Origin of the sequence: Pseudomonas sediminis, assembly GCF_039555755.1 — a bacterium.
Classification (GTDB): Bacteria; Pseudomonadota; Gammaproteobacteria; order Pseudomonadales; family Pseudomonadaceae; genus Aquipseudomonas; species Aquipseudomonas mendocina_D.
The window spans coordinates 4125373-4143050 of sequence record NZ_CP154631.1 but is presented as its reverse complement, the minus strand read 5'-3'; the positions used below and the strand labels follow the sequence as shown (position 1 = coordinate 4143050).

Here is a 17678-nt window from a genome sequence, read left to right as displayed (position 1 = left end):
CCACCATGCATACGAAAAACGGCGCCCATGCGCCGATGGGTTCGGCTTGCCTGAAAAAAGCCCGCGCCCTGCTGCTGGCGCTGCAACCGGCTGGCGCCGACCTGGTGCTACTGACCGGACTGGAGGTGCTGCTATGGACTGCGTAAGCGCCTTTCGTGACGCCCTGCAAGCCAGCTATGGCCCGCTGGATTGGCTGCCAGTAGCAGACGGCACCATTCGCCGCTTCCACGTCCCAGGCGACAAGGCCGGTACGCTCAATGGCTGGTATGTCCTACACCTGGACGGCATCGCGTCTGGTGCCTTCGGGAGCTGGAAGGCTGGCGGCTCGCACACCTGGAGCAGCCGGGAGCCGGCCAACCCGCTGGAGGCCGAGCAGGTGCGCCAGCGCATCGAGCAGGCCCGGCGCCAGCGGGAAGCCGAGCAGCACCAGCGCCAGCAAGCCGCCGCCATCGAGGCGCAACGGCAGTGGGACGCCAGCGCGCCGGCTGATCCGCGTCCCCCCTACCTGATCGCCAAGGGCTGCCAGCCGCACGGCCTGCGCCAGTTGGGTGGCGTGCTGCTGATCCCGCTGTACCTAGGGCGCCAGTTGGTGAACCTGCAACGAATCTACCCAGACAGCACCAAGCGATTCATGCCGGGCGGGAGGGTAAAGGGATGCTATTCGCCCATTGGCCGCCTGGAGCCTGGGCAACCGCTCTACGTCTGCGAGGGCTGGGCAACCGGCGCCACCATCCACGAAGCCAAGGGCGCTGCCGTGGCCTGCGCCATGAATGCCGGCAACCTGCTGGAAGCCGGCGACTACCTGCGCCGCGCCTACCCGGAAAACCCGCTGATCGTGGCCGGCGACGATGACCGCCAGACCGAGGGCAACCCAGGCCGCACCAGCGCCATCAAGGCAGCCGCTGCCCTGGGCTGTGGGCTGGTGCTGCCGCCCTTCCCCGCTGGCGCACCTATCGAGCTTTCCGACTTCAACGACCTGCGCCAATGGCGGGAGGCGAACCAATGAGCAACCTTGCCGAGTTGATCCCCGAGGCAATACCGGCGCCCGACCCCATCGCGGACGCACTCGCAAAGATCAAGGAAGACCCCGGCGCCATCTTCGAACCCGAGGCGCTGGCGCTGCTGCGCCAAGTACGGGAAACCGACCCGGCCCGTTGGGCACGCATTCGCCATGGCATCAAGGAAGCGAAGACGGTAAGCCTGGCCGATCTGGACAAGCTGACCAGTAGCGCCAGCGAGGCCGCAGCCGGCACCGATGAGCTATTCCCCGAAGTGGTGCTATGGCCTGACCCTGTGGATGGGGCCGACCTGCTGGAAGACCTGGCCGGCATCATCCGCCGCCATGTGATAGCCGACCCGGCGACCGTTCACGCTGCCGCCCTGTGGGCTGCCTTCACATGGTTTGTGGACGTGGTGAACGTGGCGCCCATTGCCAACATCACCGCCCCGGAGAAGCGTTGCGGGAAAACGGTAATGCTGGGCGTGCTGGCGCGTCTGGCCTGCCGTCCGCTGGCCGTCTCCAACATCGCCCCGGCTGCGCTGTTCCGTGCCCTGGAGCTGTGGACGCCGACCCTGTTGATTGACGAGGTGGACGCCTTCCTGGCCGAGCACGACGAAGCACGCGGCATCCTGAATGCGGGCTTCACCCGTGATACGGCTTTCGTGATTCGCTGCGTGGGCGATGACCACATGCCCACCCGGTTCAACGTATGGGGTGCCAAGGCGCTGTGCGGTATCGGCAAGATTGCCGACACCCTGGCCGACCGCAGTATCCCCCTACGGCTGCGCCGCAAGCTGGCGGGAGAGCGCACGACAAAGATTCGCCACGCCGACCCCGCCGCCTTTGCCGAGCTGGTAGGCAAGCTGGCGCGCTTCGCTATCGACAACCGGGAAGCCATCCGCACGGCCAGACCTGCCGAGGTGGAAGGGCTGAATGATCGCGCCAATGACTGCTGGGAGCCGCTGCTAGCTGTTGCGGAAGTAGCTGGCGGGAACTGGCCGCGTCTTGCCCGCATCGCTGCCGCGACCCTTCACGGCTTGGAGGAAGAATCCCCGAGCGCGGATGCTGAGCTGCTGGCCGACATTCGAACGGCCTTCACCGACAAGCACGCAAGCAAACTTTTTGGCGAGGACCTTCTAGCCGCCCTGCTGGCTGACGAGGAAGCGCCGTGGGCAACCTGGAACCGTGGCCGCCCCATGACCCGGCGCCAGCTAACCGCCAGGCTAGAGGGGTTCGGTATCAAGTCCAAAGACGTGCGTATCGGGCTTGGCGTGAAAAAGGGCTTCGAGCGTGGCGACTTTGACGAGGCGTGGAAACGCTACCTTCCCGCTGGCACCCCCGACAGATGCGCTACATCGCTACAGCCCAACAACCACGGGGCTTACAGCGATTTTTTGAACGCTACACAGGCCGCCGCTGTTGCGGATCAAAACAGGCTGAAACCCAGCAGCCACGGGGCTTGTAGCGTTGTAGCGGATCAAAAAGGGGTACAGGCCGGGGAAGACGACTGGGAGGACGTTTGACCGTGGCCGCCCTGGACTACCTGCGCCGGGCTGGCTTGGCCGTCGAAGCCAACGGCGACCGCTTGCGCCTGCGTCCCGCTGATCGCATCACCGATGCCGTGCGCCATTTCGTGCGCGACCACCGTGCCGAGCTGCTGGCCGAACTTAACGCGGCCAATGACGCGCGGGCCGCGCCGGAGCCGCTACGGACGCCAGAGGCCACCAGCGATCCGAAGCGCGCCGCCTGGAGGATCACCCGAGCAGGCCAGCCGATTGGCTACATGGTCGGCCAGCCAATGACCTATTCCGAAGCCCTGGCCGCCGCTCGCTGGCGCTGGGCTGATGCCGAACTAGACGGCGCACCAAAGGAGCCGAACCCATGAAAGCCAGCCAGATTCGAGCGCTCGCCAACATAGCCGACAAGCCAGGCGCCAGCGTTAACACGCAACTAATCGCCACGCGCCGTATATGTCGCCTTTTTTGTCATGAGCGCGCAACGATCCACCAAGAGCGCCGCACATTGCGACGCAAAGCCGCCAAGCTGAAAGCCTTTCTGCCATTCACTGCCGCAGCCGTTGCCGACCTGGAGCAGCAAGCCAGGGAGCACGAAGCCGAATCGCTGGAGGGAATGAACCGGGCGCTGATCGGGATAGGCCGGGCCGTCATCCTGCAAAGCACCAGTACCACGGCGGCACTTGGATTTGATCGGCTGTGCGATCTGCTTAGCGTGAACCCAGCGCATCGAGCACAAGCGATCCGCGACGGCGACACCAACATTACGGCGCTGGTCTTTATTGCCTGCCTGGAGGACAGCGCAACGGGGCACGGCGCAGCCTGGGACAATGGCGGGCCTTTGTATCAAGCCTGCCTGCTGGCTATGGCTGACTTTATCCGCAACGCACCAGAGGGAGCACTACCCGATCCGTTCGCACCCGGCGCACCTTTCGGGCCGAAGCTGCCGCCCGTGCTGCGCGTGGTTTGATCGATGGCGCCACGGACGGCGCTACCCCACCCCCGTTAGGTTCTCCCCCCGCCCCGGCACCGTCGCGGGTAATTCGAACCCCGCCCGTTTGCTATGTGTGAGCGTTTTCCCGTGGTTGGTTGTTGTTTCGTCATTCGAGCCGAACGCAAGCATGAGAAGGCTTGCCGAGCCTTGATACACCAACAAGGAGTAGGGGGAGGGGTGGCCAAAAGTCCAGACGCATGAGGCGCCCGAACGACGGGGGAGCCGCTTTTCTGTTTCCCCAAAATAACGGTTTTGAAAACACGAAGGCCAAGGCCGGTTTTAGGGGGTACTTTCGGGTTTAGGGGTACGTTTAGGGGTACGAATCGCTTTCTTATTGTTCTGTTTTCAGTGTTTACGGTGCTTGCAAGTGCTGTGTTCTAGTCCGGCTTCGGCGCCATTGACATGATTTCAGATATTCCCTAGTGGACCTGAAACCCAATTAAACCGGCCTCTTTAGCCGGTTTTTTTGTGCCCGTATGTTCCCGCATGCATCTAGACGTGCTTCTGAGCCCTCAAGGTTTCGGCCTTGAGGGCTTCGTTCTTTGCGTAGCCACTCTTGCCTGTCAGGTGCATGGCGCAGCTTGTGTCGGCGCCTGCGCTGCTGCCATTGGCAATATCCATGGTGACTATCGAGAGCACTGATTTCTGTCTGACGAGACATAGGCCTAATGTTGAGCCCAACAGAGCTTGAGTTGGATTGGAGGTCATGATGTCCCGTATCGATGTGGTTTCCCTGGTTGGTAGTGCCGTGCCGGCTGAGCTCCGCTCCGACGGTCATATGGCGTGCTGGCTGGTGATGGTGGACGGCCAGCCCAAAGCCGGTCCCTTCGCTTCTCGCGAGGCTGCGTTGGCTTGCCAGGCGGTCTGGATGCTCAGCAGCGCTATTCGTCGTGAGGGCGATTCGCTGCTGGCCTGATTCACTGTTTTACCCCGCGCGCGCTCCAGCGCTCCCCTTGGCCCGCCTCTGGCGGGCTTTTTCTTGTTCGCCGGTTAGAATGGCGATCATTTTCCGAAGGGGCGCAGTGTGGCCAGGTGGGACATCTTCTGCAGCGTGGTCGACAACTACGGTGATATCGGCGTGACTTGGCGGCTGGCTCGGCAACTGGCGGCCGAGCAGGGGCATGCGGTGCGTCTGTGGGTCGACGAGTTGGGGGCGTTCGTGCGCTTGTGCCCCGAGGCCAGCCTTGATGCTCAATGTCAGCATTGGAGTGGTGTCGAGGTGCGCCAGTGGGCGGAGCCGTTCCCAGTGGTTGAGCCCGCGCAAGTGGTGATCGAGGCCTTCGCCTGCCAGTTGCCTGCGTCTTATATCGAGGCGATTGCTGTCAGCGGCACGCGCCGTTTGTGGCTGAATCTTGAGTATCTCAGCGCCGAGGACTGGGTCGCGGGCTGCCATGGCCTGCCATCGCCGCAGCCTGGAGGCTTGCAGAAGTTCTTTTTCTTCCCTGGATTCGTGGAGGGCACGGGCGGTTTGCTGCGCGAAGCCGATTTGCTGGCGCGGCGGCGTGCCTTTCAGGCTGATGCGCAGGCGCAGCAGGCGTTCCTGCTGTCACTCGGCGTGGTGCGTGAGCCCGGGGTGCGGCTGATTTCCCTATTCGCCTATGAGAACGCAGGCCTGGCAGGATGGCTGGATGCACTGGCAGCCGATCCGCAGCCGACGCATTTGCTGGTGCCGCAGGGCAAGATTCTTGCCGATTTGCAGACCTGGCTAGGTGAAGCGCCGTTGACGCCAGGCGATCACAGCAGGCGCGGTAATCTGCTGATTCATGTACTGCCTTTCGTGGCCCAGGACGACTACGACCGCCTATTGTGGTGCTGCGATTTGAATGCGGTGCGCGGCGAGGACTCCTTCATTCGTGCGCAATGGGCCGGTCGGCCGCTGCTCTGGCACATTTACCCGCAAGAGGAGAGGGCGCACTGGGACAAACTTGAGGCGTTTCTGGCGATATACAGCGCCGATCTGATGCCGGAAGCTGCCGCCGCTCAGGCTGGATTCTGGCGTGCGTGGAACGCCGGCGAGGGGATGGAAGCGGCCTGGCCTGCGCTTCTCGCGGTATTGCCGACACTGCAGCGACACGCCGAGCAGTGGTGCGATCAGCAGGCCGCTCGGTCGGATCTTGCCACGGCGCTGGAACAGTTTTACTTAAATTGGCTATCATACGCGGCCTAGATTTCTGTACCTCCCGCATATTTCGGATATCCGCATGAAAACTGCACAAGAAATGAGAGTCAACAGCGTGGCCCTGATCGATGGCCAGCCGTGGCTGATCCAGAAGGCCGAGTTCACCAAGTCCGGTCGTAACAGCGCCATCGTCAAGATGAAGCTGAAGAACCTGCTCAACGGTTCCAAGACCGAGACCGTCTACAAAGCCGACGACAAGATGGAGCCGGTGATTCTCGAGCGCAAGGAAGTGAACCTGTCCTACATCAGCGGTGAGGACTACGTGTTCATGGATCCGGAATACAACTCTTACGAGCTGCGTTCCGAAGATCTGGAAAGCGTTCTGCCGTTCATCGAAGAAGGCATGAGCGACGTCTGCGAAGCCGTGTTCTTCGAAGGCAAAGTGATCTCCGTTGACCTGCCGACCACCATCGTGCGTCAGGTTGTCTACACCGAGAACGCTGCTCGTGGCGACACCTCCGGTAAGGTGATGAAGCCTGCCAAGCTGCGCAACGGTACCGAGATCAAGGTTGCCGAGTTCGTCGACATCGACGACTGGATCGAGATCGATACCCGTGACGGCTCCTACAAGGGCCGCACCCAGGCTCCGGCCTGAGCGTAAGCTGCACGAGAAACCCGGCCCAGGTGCCGGGTTTTTTGTGCCTGATTTTCAGGGCGCTATCGCGGCTGAAGCCGTTCCCACACAAGCCTTACTGCTGCGGCATGGCCAGGCTGGCTTGCAGCGCCTGATCCCAGGGCGGTGGAAAGCCGAAGCGCTGCTTCAGAAAGCTCAGCAGCAGCCGCGTCCGTGGGCTGGCTTCGCGTTCCAGGCGCAGGGCGTAAATGCTAACCGGCTCGACGGGCGGCAAGCCCTGTTCGCAGAACAGCGGGATCAGCTCGCCGCGCTGTAGATGATCGCTGCTCATCCAGGTGGGCAGGTGTGCCACGCCAAGGCCAGCGAGGGCGCTGAACAGCAAGGTCTCAGCATTGTTGCTGGTCTGACGCAAACGCTTGGGTTTGCACAGCTGCAATTTGCCGTCGACTTCGAAGCGCCAGGCGTAGGGTGGGGCGAGGCTGTCCCAGTCGAGGCCGTCGTGTTGCTCCAGCTCCAGCGGGCTGCGTGGGATGCCGCGTCGACGCAGGTAGTCCGGGCTGGCGCAAACGATGCGGGTCATCGATGCCAGGGGCGTGGCGACCAGTCGGCTGTCCGGTAGCGGGCCGATGCGCACGACGATATCCACCTCGCCCAGGTGCTCGCCCTGCAGGTCGATGAAGCTGTCGATCAGCCGCAGTTGCACGTCCAGGCCGGGGTTGGCGCGTAGGAACTCGGCAATCGCCGGGGCCAGGTGGCGTCTGCCGAAAGGCGAGGGGGCATCGATACGGATCATGCCTTCGGGTGCGCTGCTCAAGGAGACCGCTTCGGCGCGCGCAAGGTGTAGCTCGGCGAGGATGCGCCGGGCACGTTCGGCGAACGCCAGACCCGCCGGTGTGACGCGCACTGCATGGGTGTTGCGATTGAACAGGTTGCTGCCCATGGCGCGCTCCAGGGCGTCGATGCGCCGTGCCACCGCCGAGGGTGTGAGAGGGTGACGTCTGGCGGCTGCGGAGAAGCTACCGGTCTCCAGCACGTCGAGAAAGAGTTCCAGTTGGTCGGTCAGGGTATCGGGGTTCATGGCAGCCTGCTTGTGCGTATTAAGCAAAGCCATTGTGCGTTGCTGTGCGTTTCCGCGCTAGCCGTGACTGGCTAACATGCGTCCTCTATCTGGAGGTGTCATGAATCTGTTCGACCTGTTGCTGAATCTATTGCTGGGTCTGGGCCTGGGAACATTGGGCGGCTTGTTCGGCATCGGCGGTGGGTTGATCGCCATTCCGGTGCTGGGCATTGTCTTTGGGCTGGATCAGCAGCTTGCTCAAGGGACTGCGCTGGTCATGGTAGTGCCGAACGTGATGCTGGCGATCTGGCGTTACCATCAACGCAATCGCATCGATCTGCGCTATGCCCTGCTGCTCGGCGTTACCAGTTTCTTCTGCGCCTGGCTGGCCTCACTGTATGCGGTGGAGGTGGATTCGCGCACCATGCGCTGGGCCTTCGTCGGTTTTCTATTGGCTTTGGCGGCCTACAACCTGCTGCGTATGCTGATGGCTCAGGTGCCAGCCAGGGCTGAGCTACGTTATCCCTGGGGATGGCTGGGTGTGCTGGGCGGCGTGTCCGGTGCCATGGGCGGTCTGTTCGGGGTGGGTGGCGCCGTGGTGGCGACACCGGTGTTGACCAGTGTGTTCGGCACCACGCAGGTAGTGGCGCAGGGACTTTCGCTGTCGTTGGCACTACCCAGTACTGGGGTGACCCTACTCACCTACGCCGCGCACCACCAAGTCAACTGGTGGATGGGCGTGCCGCTGGCCGTCGGTGGCCTGCTCAGCATCAGTTGGGGCGTGCGCCTGGCGCATTCGCTGCCGGAGCGCCTGCTGCGCACCCTGTTCTGCGGCTTCCTGCTGCTCTGTGCGCTGATGTTGGCGCTGGAGTCGAGCGGCAGCCTATAAGCGAAAACCTTCGACGATGTGATCGGCCAGGCACTCGGTCACGGGTGACTGGCTACTTTCGTTGCGCAGCAGCACGATGCTGGTCAGTGGCAGCAGCGGCAGGCTTTCGGCTTCGCCGAGCATGCGCAGGTCGGGGGTGATCAGGCTTTGAAGCTGCGCGGTAACGGCCAGGCCAGCGCGCACCACGGCGAAGATCGCCGACAGGCTGGGGCTGGTGTAGGCGATGCGATAGGGGCGCCCCATCGTGTCCAGCGCGTTGCAGGCCCATTCGCGGCAGAAGCAGTCGGCATTGAACATGGCTAGCGGCATGGGATTCTGCTCGTGCGGGCAGAAGCCCTGGGCCACGGCCCAGGCAAAGCGCTCCTGGCGCAGCAGTTGGCCGATCTCCTTACCGGGTTGACGGGTGACGATGGTCAGGTCCAGATCCTGGCGCAGCAGCAGTTGTCCCGACGGCTCGCAATGCACCTCTACTTGCACCAGCGGATAGGCCTGAGCGAAGCGCGAGAGAATCTCCGGCAGAAAGCGCATCACGTAGTCGTCCGGCGTACCGATGCGCACGGCACCCACCATATGCGGTTCGCGCAGGGTGTTGAGTACCTCGCCATGCAGCTTGAGAATGCGCCGCGCATAACCCAGCAGCACCTGGCCCTCGGGCGTCAGCCGCACCTGGCGGCCATCGCGTTCGAACAACGGGCGTTGCACCACGTCTTCCTCCAGCCGTTTCATCTGCATGCTCACGGCTGACTGGGTGCGATTGACCGTTTCTGCGGCGCGGGTGAAACCGCCGGTGTCGGCGATGGCAACGAAGCTGCGCAGCAATTCGGTATCAATACTGGGGTGGAAGGCCATTCATCAATCCTCGAGATGGATGCCATAAGAAACATTCGTTGGATTGATCTTAAGCTGAGCCCGACACTGACGCCAACCCCACAGGGAGGGCGAAAAGATGAAAGGTCAGAAAGGTTATGCGTTGGCTCAGGCCATCCACTTCGAACGGTTGCCGTCGCTTGGCGGTGTATGGCATGTGCTGCGGCGCTGGCGTCAATTGGCTCGCGAGCGGGCACAGCTGGCGCAACTGAATGATGCTGCATTGAAGGACCTGGGACTGTCCCGAGCTGATGTGTTGCAGGAGGCCGAGCGGCCGTTCTGGGATGACCCGCTGAAAAAGTGAGTAGTACATGACAGGAGTTGTTGAATGACCGCGGTGCGCAAGGGTTCTGATTTTTTCCTGTTCCAGCTGATGATGTTGTTATGCGCCATCTGGGGCAGTCAGCAGGTGGCGATCAAGCTGGCCGCGGACGATATCGCGCCCATGCTGCAGGTGGCCTTGCGCTCCGGCATCGCCGCCGTGCTGGTCGGCTTGCTCTTGCTGTGGCTGCGCGGATGGCGCGAATGGGTCAGCTCGACGTGGCTGGCTGGACTGCTGGCAGGCGTGTTGTTCGCACTGGAGTTCTTCTTCATCGCCCTTGGCCTGCGCTACACCACGGCTTCGCATATGGCGGTATTTCTTTATACCGCACCGATCTTCTCGGCGCTTGGGCTGCACTTTCTGTTGCCCAGCGAGCGCTTGCGACGCCTGCAGTGGCTGGGTATCACCTTGTGTTTCGGCGGGGTAGTGATGGCATTTGGTGTCGGTGGCAATTGGGCTGAGGTCGATGCCGGTATGTTACTGGGTGATGCGTTGGGGCTGTGCGCTGGCATGGCCTGGGGCGCGACCACGGTCGTCGTGCGGGGTTCGCGCCTGTCCGAAGCGCCGGCCGGGTTGACCCTGTTCTATCAGTTGGCAGTGGCGTTCGTGTTGCTGCTGGCCTATGCACTGATGGTGGTGGACCTGTCCCAGCTGCGTTGGACGCCTGTGGCCATCGCCAGCATTCTGCTGCAGGGCGTGGTGGTGTCGTTCTTCACCTACCTGACCTGGTTCTGGCTGCTGCGCCGCTACCTGGCTTCGAACATGGCAGTGTTCTCCTTCATGACCCCGCTGTTTGGCGTCACCTTCGGCGTGCTGGTGCTGGACGAACCGCTGACTCTGAACTTCATCATCGGCGCGGCGCTGGTGCTGTCGGGCATCACCCTGGTCAGTAGCGAGGCCTGGTTGCGCCGTCGCCTGGCCGGTTGGCGTGGCCTGCCGCAACAACCCTGACGCAAGGAGGCTGAAATTGCCCGCTTATCACTTGGCTCAACTGAACATCGCCTGGATGAAGGCGCCGCTGGAGTCTCCGGATATGGCTGACTTCGTCGCCAATCTGGAGCGTATCAATGCGCTGGCAGAGGGTTCGCCCGGCTATGTCTGGCGTTTGCAGGACGAGGCGGGCGATGCCACGGCGATTCGTCCGTTCGGTGACGAGGTGTTGGTGAACATGTCGCTTTGGCAGGATGTGCAGTCGCTCAGTGACTACGTCTACAAATCGGCGCATACCGAGATGCTCAAGCGCCGTCGCGAATGGTTCGAGCGCGTCGAGCAGGCGCATCAGGTGCTGTGGTGGGTGCCGGCGGGGCATCGACCAAGCGTGACCGAGGCTGCCGAACGCCTGGCTCATCTGCGCGAGCATGGCGCGACGGCGCAGGCCTTTACCTTCCGTCATGCGTTCGCGGCGCCAGCCTGATAGGCTGAGTCGCCATGACCCTTTCTCTTTCTCTCGCTGAAGCGCGCCGTCTGGCCCTGACTGCCCAGGGTTTCGGCCGTACGCCACGCGGCGCCGTTGGCCACAAGCACCTGCAGGCGCAGGTCGAGCGTTTGGGCGTGTTGCAGATCGATTCGGTCAATGCCCTGGTGCGCTCCCACTACTTGCCGGCTTTTTCCCGCCTCGGCCATTACCAGCCGAGCACCTCGATGAACTGTCCTGGGGCCGCGCGCGGCGCCGGCGTTTGTTCGAGTACTGGGGGCATGAGGCGTCATTGTTGCCGCTTGAGCTTTACCCGCTGCTGCGCTGGCGTATGCGCCGAGCCGCGGATGGGCAGGGCATCTATCGCGAGTTGGCGAAGTTCGGTGTCGAGCGGCGCGACGTTTTAGATAGCGTGCTTCAGGCCGTGCGCGAGCGCGGTGCATTGGGCGCCGGCAGCCTGTCCTCGCGTACCGAGAAGGCCGGCCCCTGGTGGGATTGGAGCGCGGAGAAGACGGCGCTGGAGTGGCTGTTCGCCGCAGGTGAGGTGACTGTGGCTGGGCGGCGTGGCTTCGAGCGGTTGTACGACCTGTCGGAGCGGGTCATTCCTGTGGAGGTGCTGAACCACCCGGACCTGGATGAGGCCGAAGCGCAGCGCCGCCTGTTGCTGCGTTCGGCCGATGCACTGGGCGTGGCGACCGAGCGCGATTTGCGCGACTACTACCGGTTGGACGTCAGTGACAGCAAGCGACGTATCGCTGAACTGGTGGAGGCGGGCGAGCTGTTGCCCGTCACGGTGCTGGAGTGGCGGCAGGCGGCCTATTGCCGGGGCGACCCGCGCATTCCCCGGCGTATTCGCCATAGTGCGTTGCTGTCGCCGTTCCATTCTCTGATCTGGGAACGCGAGCGCACCGAGCGGCTGTTCGGCTTTCGCTATCGGCTGGAGATCTACACTCCGCAAGCCAAGCGCGTGTATGGCTACTACGTGCTGCCGTTTCTGCACCACGAACGCCTGCTGGCGCGGGTGGATCTGCGCAGCGAGCGCGCTTCCGGGCGCCTGGCAGTGCATGCTGTGCACCTGGAGGAAGCAGTGTTGAGTGAGGAGGCGCGTCTGGCGCTGGCCGATTCGCTGCGCGCGCTGGCGCATTGGCTGGGCCTGGAAGAGGTGTGGCTGGCGCCGAGCGTCAATCTGCGGAACTTGCTCGATTAGCCCCCGTTTTCCAGCAGGAACTTCAGTTCTCCGACGCGCTGGATATTCAGCTCCATCGGGCAGGTGTAGTACATCGGCGAGCCAATGTGCTTGCCCTGCAGATCGCACTGGCCGTTGCGGTAGACCAGCCAGGCCTTCTGCGCCGTTTCCAATTGTTCGGCGTCCGCTGGCTGGCTTTCCTGCAGCTTGAGGAACAGCTGCTGGTAGACGCGGTTCATTTCCTTCTTCACCGTTTCCGATACACCTTCGGCGCAGCCGGCGACGCTGGCGTTGTTGATCATTCCGCTGGCGTCCAGGCAGGCCTGGTACTGCTTGTCGTAATCACCCCAGGCGCCGAGCGGCAGCAGCAGAGTAAGCGGCAGGAGGCCTTTACGCAGTATCGACATGGCAATCTTCCAATGAGACAGGGGCTGCACTGCAGCCCCTGAACCTGATCTTTACTTGGCCGCCAAGCGGGTGCGCATGTTGGCGGCGCGGTCGCTGAAGCCCGGGTGCGAGGAGAACATGCTGCTTTCGCCGCCGCCCAGCTTGGCCAGCTTCTCGAACGCGGTGACCAGGCCGTCGTGCGGGATGTTGCGCTGGGTCAGCAGGTCGAAGGAAAAGTTGTCGGCGGCGTTTTCCTGGCTTTGCGAGAACTGCGCGTTAACCAGCTGCTCACCCAGGGCGCCGAGCTGCGAGGCGGACAGGGCGGCGACGGAGGCATTGCCCGAAGCGGCTGCAGCATTGCGTGCGGCGGTGGTGGCGTAGGCGTTCTGCATGGCCTTCTTGCTGTGGCCAAGGGCGACGCGGCCAATCTCGCGGCCGAGCACGCCTTCCACTTCGTTGTCGGTCATCAGGTCCATCAGGCCGCTGTAGACACGTACGCAACCGTTGGCCATGGCCCAGGCGTTGACCTCGTCGGCCTGGTACACCTTGTAGGTGATCGGCGTGCCGTTGATCTGATGGCCGAGGTTGTTGGCGATCTTGTCCAGACGCTTGCTGTATGGGCTGTTCGGGCCAGCGATAGTGGCTTCGGCATCCATTTCGGCGCAGCCCTGGTCGGACATGCTGCGTACTTCGGCGTCACTGAGAGTCGCGGCCTGTACGGCCATCAGGCCCGATTGCAGCATGGCGTCGGGAGACATGTTCTGGCAGCCAGTCAGCAGAGCGGCGCTGGACAGGGCGAGAGCGGAGAGGGTGGTGCGCAGTTGTATGGTTCATCGTCCTTGTTGGGGGGTGTTGGCCGCGAGTCCTTTCCGGCTGGGTAGCATCTTTGGCACCTGCACGGTGCTCGCGTTGGGGCGGCATTATGCCGGATAGCGCACAGAAGATGTGCGAGCCGGTTAGCGCCCTGGCCAGTGGCCAGGGCGCTGAGGGTCAGCGGCGTACCTGCTTCAGCGTTTCGGCGATCATGAAGGCCAGTTCCAGGGACTGGTCGGCATTCATGCGCGGGTCACAGTGCGTGTGGTAACGGTCGGACAGGCCGTCCTCGGTTATCGGGCGTGAGCCGCCGATGCACTCGGTGACGTTCTGCCCGGTCATCTCGATATGGATGCCGCCGGCGTAGGTGCCTTCGGCCTGGTGCACGGCGAAAAACTGCCGCACTTCGCTGAGAATCTGCGCGAAATCGCGGGTTTTGTAGCCACTGCTGGCCTTGATGGTGTTGCCGTGCATCGGGTCGGAGCTCCATAGCACCTGGCGACCCTCTTCCTTGACCTTGCGTAGCAGGCGCGGGAAGTGTGCTTCGACCTTGTCCGCGCCCATGCGCACGATCAGGTTGAGGCGACCCGGATCGTTGTCCGGGTTGAGGGTGTCGATCAGGCGGATAAGGTCGTCCGGGTCCATGCTCGGGCCGACCTTGACGCCGATGGGGTTCTCGATGCCGCGCATGAACTCGACGTGGGCGCCGTCCAACTGACGGGTACGGTCGCCGATCCACAGCATGTGCGCGGAGCAGTCGTACCAGCGGCCGGTGAGACTGTCGCGACGGACGAAGGCTTCTTCGTAGTTCAGCAGCAACGCTTCGTGGGCGGTGAAGAAGCTGGTTTCGCGCAGTTGCGGGGCGCTGTCCATGCCCACGGCGCGCATGAAGGCCAGGGTTTCGTCGATGCGACCGGCGAGCTGGTGGTATTTCTCGGCCAGCGCCGAGTTGGCGATGAAGTCGAGGTTCCACTGGTGCACCTGGTGCAGATCGGCGAAGCCGCCCTGGGCGAAGGCGCGCAGCAGGTTGAGGCTGGCGGTGGCCTGGTGGTAGGCCTGCATCAGGCGTTCCGGATCGGGTACGCGACTGGCGACGTCGAAACCGATGCCGTTGACGATGTCGCCACGGTAAGCGGGCAGGGTGACGCCATCGATCGTTTCGCTGCCAGACGAGCGCGGCTTGGCGAACTGGCCGGCCATGCGCCCGACCTTGACCACCGGACAGCCCGCGGCGAAGGTCATGACGATAGCCATCTGCAGCAGCACCTTGAAGGTGTCGCGGATTTTCGCGGCGGAAAATTCGGCGAAGCTCTCGGCGCAGTCGCCGCCCTGCAGCAGGAATGCGCGGCCTTGGGTGACCTCGGCGAACTGGCGGCGCAGCTCGCGCGCCTCGCCAGCGAATACCAGCGGCGGGTAGCCAGCCAGGGTTTGCTCGACGCGGGTCAGGTGCGCGGCATCAGGGTATTCAGGCTGCTGCTGGATGGGCTTGGCCCTCCAGCTTTCGGGGCTCCAGGCGTTGGACATGCTGCGTCTCTAGCGGTTGATCAGGCGGAGGCGCATGGTAACCGATAAGCCCCGCGGCCCCTACGTGTATTGGCTCATGACGCCGGTGCCGGTTCGAATGTCCGCTCAGGTAGCGTGCGCGGCGATACATCACGCGCTGGCAGGAAGCGTCCGTAGCGCTGCGCCTTGCCCAGGTCATCCGGGTATTCCTGGCCGCGTCGGTAGTAGATGCGGCCGTTGACCTTGGTCACCGCGTTTGGCGCGCCCTGTAGCACCGCGCCGCGCCGCCGCAGCAGAACAGGCGAGAGAACTCCCTCCAACTGGCGAAGGTCGACGGCAACGGGCTGGACCAGGCGCGGTCGCCGTCCATCTTGTCCAGCCGCGTGGTCATCACCGACAGGCCGATACAGCCAGCGTCCAGCGCTTCTTCGAGCAGTTGCTCCATGCGCGTAAGTTCGGCGTCGCTCGGAGTCACCCGGTTGGCGGCGCGCTCCAGGCCCATCACCGCCACACGCAGTTCGGAATGGCCGAGGAAGGAATTGACGTTCGGCCCCAGCGGCAACTGGTCGTAGAAGGCGCGATAACCGGCGGCGTCGCGCCAGGTTTTCTTTTCCTTGAGGATCGGCAGCACGTACTCGCGCGGCACCGCTTCGACGCGGGTGAACAGGTCGGAGCAGTCCTCGGCGTCGGCCAGCACCATGCTTATGGAGCAGGAGCCGATGGTCACGCTGGTGACGCCGTGGCGCACCGACTCCTTCAGTGCCGGGGGCGGCGATCACCTCGGCATCGTAGTGCGAGTGGATCTCCAGGAAGCCGGAGGTAAGCCACTGGCCCTTGGCATCGATCACCTCAGGGCAACTGGCCTCGTCCAGTGGGCTGAGGCTGAGTGCCTCGACCTTGCCCTCACGGATACCGATATGGCGGATTGCGCCCGGCGCGCCGGTGCCATCAAAGTACAGGCCGCTGTTGATGATGATGTCGTAGCTCATGGCAGCCTCCAGGGCGCCAGCAGCAGGATGCCGGTGACCAACAGCAGGATGTAGATGGCGAGGCGGAAATGACGCTCGTCGAAGCGTCGGTGCAGGCGTTCGCCCAGCCACACGCCGAGCAGTAGAAGCGGGGCGTAGGTGAGCGCCTGAGGCAGCGCCGGCAGCAGGCGGCCGTCGAGCAGAAAGGCGAGGGTAAGCAGGCTGTTGAGGGTGAACCACACAGTGACCAAGGTGGCGCGCAGCCGCGTCTTGTCCAGTTGAGTGCCAGCCAGGCCGTACACCAGCAGCGGACCACCCGAGGCGAACAGGCCATGACTGAGGCTGGCGGCGATGGTAATGACGCGCGTCAGCCTGCTCGGGCGTTGCGGCAGTGCGCTCGCCCGGCGCAGGCGCCATAGTTCGCGACCGGCGAACCAGATGATCAGCGCACCGAAGCCGACCTTCAGCGCCTGGGTGTCCAGATAAGGCAGCAGCCAATAGCCGAGTAACGTGCCGATGAGCATGCCGGGCAACAGGGTGCCAAGCAGCAGGTGGCGGTTGATCTGCTGCCATTCGCCCTGCTCGCCGTTGCGCTCGCTGATCAGCTTCCAGCCATGCCGCTCGCGCTGCACCTGCAGCACACGGGTGTCGAACTGGTAATGCTCGTAGAGACGAAACTGTCTGGCGTAGTCGCGAAAGTAGCGGCGCATTTTGCTGTGGTGCGGGTAGGGCGCCACCTCGGCGCGCATGGGGAATTCACGAAATTCGGTGGTGCCCTTGGAGGAGATCAGGTACGCCGATTGGTACATGCTGCTTTGCGGGTCACAGCCCGCCAACGTCGCTGTGCAGCCCGAAGCCGACGAAATCGATGCCGTACTTCTTCAATTGCCGTGCCGTGCACAGGCCCATGGGGCCGGCACCTATGATGGCGTACATGGCGAACCTCGTTATTGTTATGAGTGCAGCGCAAGTGTTGGAATTATTGCGTGACCGGGGGCGGTTGCTTCAATGACAATCGGCGCCTTTAGCCCGGTTGTTGTGGTACGGGATGTCACTGTGGGGAGATTTCGATGCCAGGGTTGCCGCCGGACGACGAGTTGCAACTGCAGGACGAGGTTCTGCTGGCCGAAGTGCGTGATGCCTTCGGGGTGATCCGTGTGGTGCAGATTGGCGCCTATCGCTTTCTCGAGTTCGGCGATGCCATCGAGCAGAGCTGCGTGTTCCAGGGCGATCCCAGTTGGCTGGAGTACGACTACACCCGCGCCATGCTGCTGGGCGCGCTGTGCCACGATGAGCCGGAAACCGCGCTGTTCCTGGGGCTGGGTGCCGGCAACCTGACCCAGGCCTGCCTGAAGTTCCTGCCGCTGGAGGATGTCGAGGCCATCGAGCTACGACCGGACGTGCCGCGCCTGGCCATGGAGTTTCTCGGGCTCGACGACGACCCACGGCTGACCATTCGCATCGGCGATGCTACCGAGCTGCTCGACAGCGTAGAAACCGCCGACCTGATCTTTCTCGACCTGTACACCGACCAGGGGCCGGGCGCCGGGCATCTGGCCTGGCGCTTTCTCGAGCGCTGCCGCGAAAAACTCAACCCGGGTGGCTGGCTGATCATCAACCAATGGGCAGGCAACGACGGCAAGCCGCTTGGCGCGGCGCTGCTGCGCGGTCTCTACCATCGCCACTATTGGGAGTGCCCGGTGAAGGAGGGCAACGTGGTGCTGCTGATCCCGGCCGACCTCGAGCAGAGGCTCGACCTGGGACGCCTGCAGATGCGTGCCGGCGAGCTGGCACCGCGTCTGGGTTATTCGCTGCAGCCGCTGATCACGGCCTTGCGCCCGGCTACCTGATGCGCCGCCCGGCGTAAAAACTGCGCAAAGCTCTAGAAAAGCCCCTGCCGGGTGACATGTAAGGATAAAAAACAGCACCTTGGTCAGGAATTTCCGGTATGATGCGCGCCGGCCAATTTTCTGGCCACGTTCAGGTAGCGCAACTCGCCCGGGAAATTAAA

23 protein-coding genes and 1 pseudogene are annotated in these 17678 nt (G+C 63.3%); 14 read left to right on the top strand and 10 right to left on the bottom strand.

Annotation, left to right across the window (positions count from 1 at the left end; all coding sequences use genetic code 11):
* The first annotated feature begins 5 nt into the window (after positions 1-5).
* From AAEQ75_RS19515 to AAEQ75_RS19495, 5 genes are read left to right on the top strand one after another with little or no spacing between them, the layout of a single operon-like run.
* Entirely contained in the window at positions 6-146 is a 141-nt protein-coding gene (locus AAEQ75_RS19515) for a hypothetical protein (RefSeq protein ID WP_209450359.1), read from the top strand.
* A complete protein-coding gene (locus AAEQ75_RS19510; protein WP_430523427.1) occupies positions 134-1006 on the top strand; it encodes a toprim domain-containing protein in 873 nt (290 codons plus the stop codon). The genes AAEQ75_RS19515 and AAEQ75_RS19510 overlap by 13 nt, the downstream gene beginning before the upstream one ends.
* Positions 1003-2523 carry a DUF3631 domain-containing protein gene (locus tag AAEQ75_RS19505; protein WP_343350163.1) on the top strand — a complete coding sequence of 507 codons (1521 nt, stop codon included), beginning with the start codon at positions 1003-1005 and terminating at the stop codon, positions 2521-2523. The genes AAEQ75_RS19510 and AAEQ75_RS19505 overlap by 4 nt, the downstream gene beginning before the upstream one ends.
* 2 nt (positions 2524-2525) lie before the next feature.
* Positions 2526-2885: a hypothetical protein gene (locus AAEQ75_RS19500; protein ID WP_343350161.1), complete on the top strand. Its 360-nt coding sequence runs from the start codon at positions 2526-2528 to the stop codon at positions 2883-2885.
* Positions 2882-3484, top strand: a complete 603-nt coding sequence (locus AAEQ75_RS19495; RefSeq protein ID WP_343350160.1) for a hypothetical protein — start codon at positions 2882-2884, stop codon at positions 3482-3484. The genes AAEQ75_RS19500 and AAEQ75_RS19495 overlap by 4 nt, the downstream gene beginning before the upstream one ends.
* Before the next feature lie 516 nt (positions 3485-4000).
* On the opposite strand, the gene AAEQ75_RS19490 is transcribed toward AAEQ75_RS19495, so the two are convergent.
* Positions 4001-4129: a hypothetical protein gene (locus tag AAEQ75_RS19490; RefSeq protein ID WP_343350159.1), complete on the bottom strand. Its 129-nt coding sequence runs from the start codon at positions 4127-4129 to the stop codon at positions 4001-4003.
* An 88-nt stretch (positions 4130-4217) separates the two neighbouring features.
* Between AAEQ75_RS19490 and AAEQ75_RS19485 the strand changes: the two genes are divergently transcribed.
* The 3 genes from AAEQ75_RS19485 (at position 4218) to efp (ending at position 6282) form a co-directional block, all read left to right on the top strand.
* Positions 4218-4424: a hypothetical protein gene (locus tag AAEQ75_RS19485; RefSeq protein ID WP_099523996.1), complete on the top strand. Its 207-nt coding sequence runs from the start codon at positions 4218-4220 to the stop codon at positions 4422-4424.
* A gap of 108 nt (positions 4425-4532) precedes the next feature.
* A complete protein-coding gene (gene earP / locus AAEQ75_RS19480) occupies positions 4533-5675 on the top strand; it encodes an elongation factor P maturation arginine rhamnosyltransferase EarP (RefSeq protein WP_343350158.1) in 1143 nt (380 codons plus the stop codon).
* 34 nt (positions 5676-5709) lie between these two features.
* The gene (gene efp / locus AAEQ75_RS19475; protein WP_003460252.1) at positions 5710-6282 is read left to right on the top strand and encodes an elongation factor P; all 573 of its coding nucleotides are present in this window, start codon (positions 5710-5712) and stop codon (positions 6280-6282) included.
* A gap of 94 nt (positions 6283-6376) precedes the next feature.
* Here the strand turns inward: efp and AAEQ75_RS19470 are convergent, their stop codons facing one another.
* Positions 6377-7339: a LysR family transcriptional regulator gene (locus tag AAEQ75_RS19470; protein WP_143507397.1), complete on the bottom strand. Its 963-nt coding sequence runs from the start codon at positions 7337-7339 to the stop codon at positions 6377-6379.
* 100 nt (positions 7340-7439) lie between these two features.
* On the opposite strand from AAEQ75_RS19470, the gene AAEQ75_RS19465 reads away from it, so the two are divergent.
* Positions 7440-8207 (top strand): sulfite exporter TauE/SafE family protein, encoded by a 768-nt coding sequence (locus tag AAEQ75_RS19465; protein ID WP_343350157.1) that lies wholly within the window; start codon positions 7440-7442, stop codon positions 8205-8207.
* On the opposite strand, the gene AAEQ75_RS19460 is transcribed toward AAEQ75_RS19465, so the two are convergent.
* Entirely contained in the window at positions 8202-9056 is an 855-nt protein-coding gene (locus tag AAEQ75_RS19460) for a LysR substrate-binding domain-containing protein (RefSeq protein WP_343350156.1), read from the bottom strand. The genes AAEQ75_RS19465 and AAEQ75_RS19460 overlap by 6 nt on opposite strands.
* Positions 9057-9153: 97 nt before the next feature.
* Between AAEQ75_RS19460 and AAEQ75_RS19455 the strand changes: the two genes are divergently transcribed.
* From AAEQ75_RS19455 to AAEQ75_RS19440, 4 genes and pseudogenes are all read left to right on the top strand, one after another.
* Positions 9154-9378, top strand: coding sequence for a DUF1127 domain-containing protein (locus AAEQ75_RS19455; protein ID WP_343350155.1), 225 nt, complete (start codon positions 9154-9156; stop codon positions 9376-9378).
* Positions 9379-9402: 24 nt separating this feature from the next.
* Positions 9403-10347, top strand: a complete 945-nt coding sequence (locus tag AAEQ75_RS19450; protein ID WP_343350154.1) for a DMT family transporter — start codon at positions 9403-9405, stop codon at positions 10345-10347.
* 16 nt (positions 10348-10363) lie between these two features.
* A complete protein-coding gene (locus AAEQ75_RS19445) occupies positions 10364-10810 on the top strand; it encodes a DUF3291 domain-containing protein (RefSeq protein WP_343350153.1) in 447 nt (148 codons plus the stop codon).
* Between the two features lie 14 nt (positions 10811-10824).
* Positions 10825-12017 (top strand): annotated as a pseudogene (locus AAEQ75_RS19440) (winged helix-turn-helix domain-containing protein).
* Here the strand turns inward: AAEQ75_RS19440 and AAEQ75_RS19435 are convergent.
* The 7 genes from AAEQ75_RS19435 to AAEQ75_RS19405 form a co-directional block, all read right to left on the bottom strand.
* Entirely contained in the window at positions 12014-12403 is a 390-nt protein-coding gene (locus tag AAEQ75_RS19435) for a lysozyme inhibitor LprI family protein (protein WP_343350152.1), read from the bottom strand. The pseudogene AAEQ75_RS19440 and the gene AAEQ75_RS19435 sit on opposite strands and share 4 nt — an antisense overlap.
* A 51-nt stretch (positions 12404-12454) precedes the next feature.
* Complete coding sequence (locus AAEQ75_RS19430; RefSeq protein WP_343352439.1) at positions 12455-13210, bottom strand: M48 family metalloprotease; 756 nt, start codon at positions 13208-13210, stop codon at positions 12455-12457.
* Positions 13211-13373: 163 nt separating this feature from the next.
* Positions 13374-14720 (bottom strand): class II 3-deoxy-7-phosphoheptulonate synthase, encoded by a 1347-nt coding sequence (locus AAEQ75_RS19425; RefSeq protein WP_279922381.1) that lies wholly within the window; start codon positions 14718-14720, stop codon positions 13374-13376.
* 74 nt (positions 14721-14794) lie between these two features.
* Complete coding sequence (locus AAEQ75_RS19420) at positions 14795-14950, bottom strand: hypothetical protein (protein WP_343352500.1); 156 nt, start codon at positions 14948-14950, stop codon at positions 14795-14797.
* Positions 14947-15447, bottom strand: coding sequence for a hypothetical protein (locus AAEQ75_RS19415; protein ID WP_430523426.1), 501 nt, complete (start codon positions 15445-15447; stop codon positions 14947-14949). The genes AAEQ75_RS19420 and AAEQ75_RS19415 overlap by 4 nt, the downstream gene beginning before the upstream one ends.
* Before the next feature lie 237 nt (positions 15448-15684).
* Positions 15685-16476 carry a sulfite exporter TauE/SafE family protein gene (locus tag AAEQ75_RS19410; protein WP_343350151.1) on the bottom strand — a complete coding sequence of 264 codons (792 nt, stop codon included), beginning with the start codon at positions 16474-16476 and terminating at the stop codon, positions 15685-15687.
* Between the two features lie 13 nt (positions 16477-16489).
* Positions 16490-16603: an NAD(P)-binding protein gene (locus AAEQ75_RS19405; RefSeq protein ID WP_343350150.1), complete on the bottom strand. Its 114-nt coding sequence runs from the start codon at positions 16601-16603 to the stop codon at positions 16490-16492.
* A 134-nt stretch (positions 16604-16737) separates the two neighbouring features.
* Here AAEQ75_RS19405 and AAEQ75_RS19400 point away from each other — a divergent pair, with 134 nt between their 5' ends.
* Positions 16738-17517, top strand: coding sequence for a spermidine synthase (locus AAEQ75_RS19400; protein ID WP_343350149.1), 780 nt, complete (start codon positions 16738-16740; stop codon positions 17515-17517).
* Positions 17518-17678: the final 161 nt, after the last annotated feature.

Coding starts and splice junctions, on each gene's coding strand:
- AAEQ75_RS19515 (WP_209450359.1), top strand. CDS start 6: ATGCATACGAAAAACGGCGCCCATGCGCCGATGGGTTCGGCTTGCCTG.
- AAEQ75_RS19510 (WP_430523427.1), top strand. CDS start 134: ATGGACTGCGTAAGCGCCTTTCGTGACGCCCTGCAAGCCAGCTATGGC.
- AAEQ75_RS19505 (WP_343350163.1), top strand. CDS start 1,003: ATGAGCAACCTTGCCGAGTTGATCCCCGAGGCAATACCGGCGCCCGAC.
- AAEQ75_RS19495 (WP_343350160.1), top strand. CDS start 2,882: ATGAAAGCCAGCCAGATTCGAGCGCTCGCCAACATAGCCGACAAGCCA.
- AAEQ75_RS19490 (WP_343350159.1), bottom strand. CDS start 4,129: ATGGATATTGCCAATGGCAGCAGCGCAGGCGCCGACACAAGCTGCGCC.
- AAEQ75_RS19485 (WP_099523996.1), top strand. CDS start 4,218: ATGTCCCGTATCGATGTGGTTTCCCTGGTTGGTAGTGCCGTGCCGGCT.
- efp (WP_003460252.1), top strand. CDS start 5,710: ATGAAAACTGCACAAGAAATGAGAGTCAACAGCGTGGCCCTGATCGAT.
- AAEQ75_RS19470 (WP_143507397.1), bottom strand. CDS start 7,339: ATGAACCCCGATACCCTGACCGACCAACTGGAACTCTTTCTCGACGTG.
- AAEQ75_RS19465 (WP_343350157.1), top strand. CDS start 7,440: ATGAATCTGTTCGACCTGTTGCTGAATCTATTGCTGGGTCTGGGCCTG.
- AAEQ75_RS19460 (WP_343350156.1), bottom strand. CDS start 9,056: ATGGCCTTCCACCCCAGTATTGATACCGAATTGCTGCGCAGCTTCGTT.
- AAEQ75_RS19455 (WP_343350155.1), top strand. CDS start 9,154: ATGAAAGGTCAGAAAGGTTATGCGTTGGCTCAGGCCATCCACTTCGAA.
- AAEQ75_RS19450 (WP_343350154.1), top strand. CDS start 9,403: ATGACCGCGGTGCGCAAGGGTTCTGATTTTTTCCTGTTCCAGCTGATG.
- AAEQ75_RS19435 (WP_343350152.1), bottom strand. CDS start 12,403: ATGTCGATACTGCGTAAAGGCCTCCTGCCGCTTACTCTGCTGCTGCCG.
- AAEQ75_RS19425 (WP_279922381.1), bottom strand. CDS start 14,720: ATGTCCAACGCCTGGAGCCCCGAAAGCTGGAGGGCCAAGCCCATCCAG.
- AAEQ75_RS19410 (WP_343350151.1), bottom strand. CDS start 16,476: ATGTACCAATCGGCGTACCTGATCTCCTCCAAGGGCACCACCGAATTT.
- AAEQ75_RS19405 (WP_343350150.1), bottom strand. CDS start 16,603: ATGTACGCCATCATAGGTGCCGGCCCCATGGGCCTGTGCACGGCACGG.
- AAEQ75_RS19400 (WP_343350149.1), top strand. CDS start 16,738: ATGCCAGGGTTGCCGCCGGACGACGAGTTGCAACTGCAGGACGAGGTT.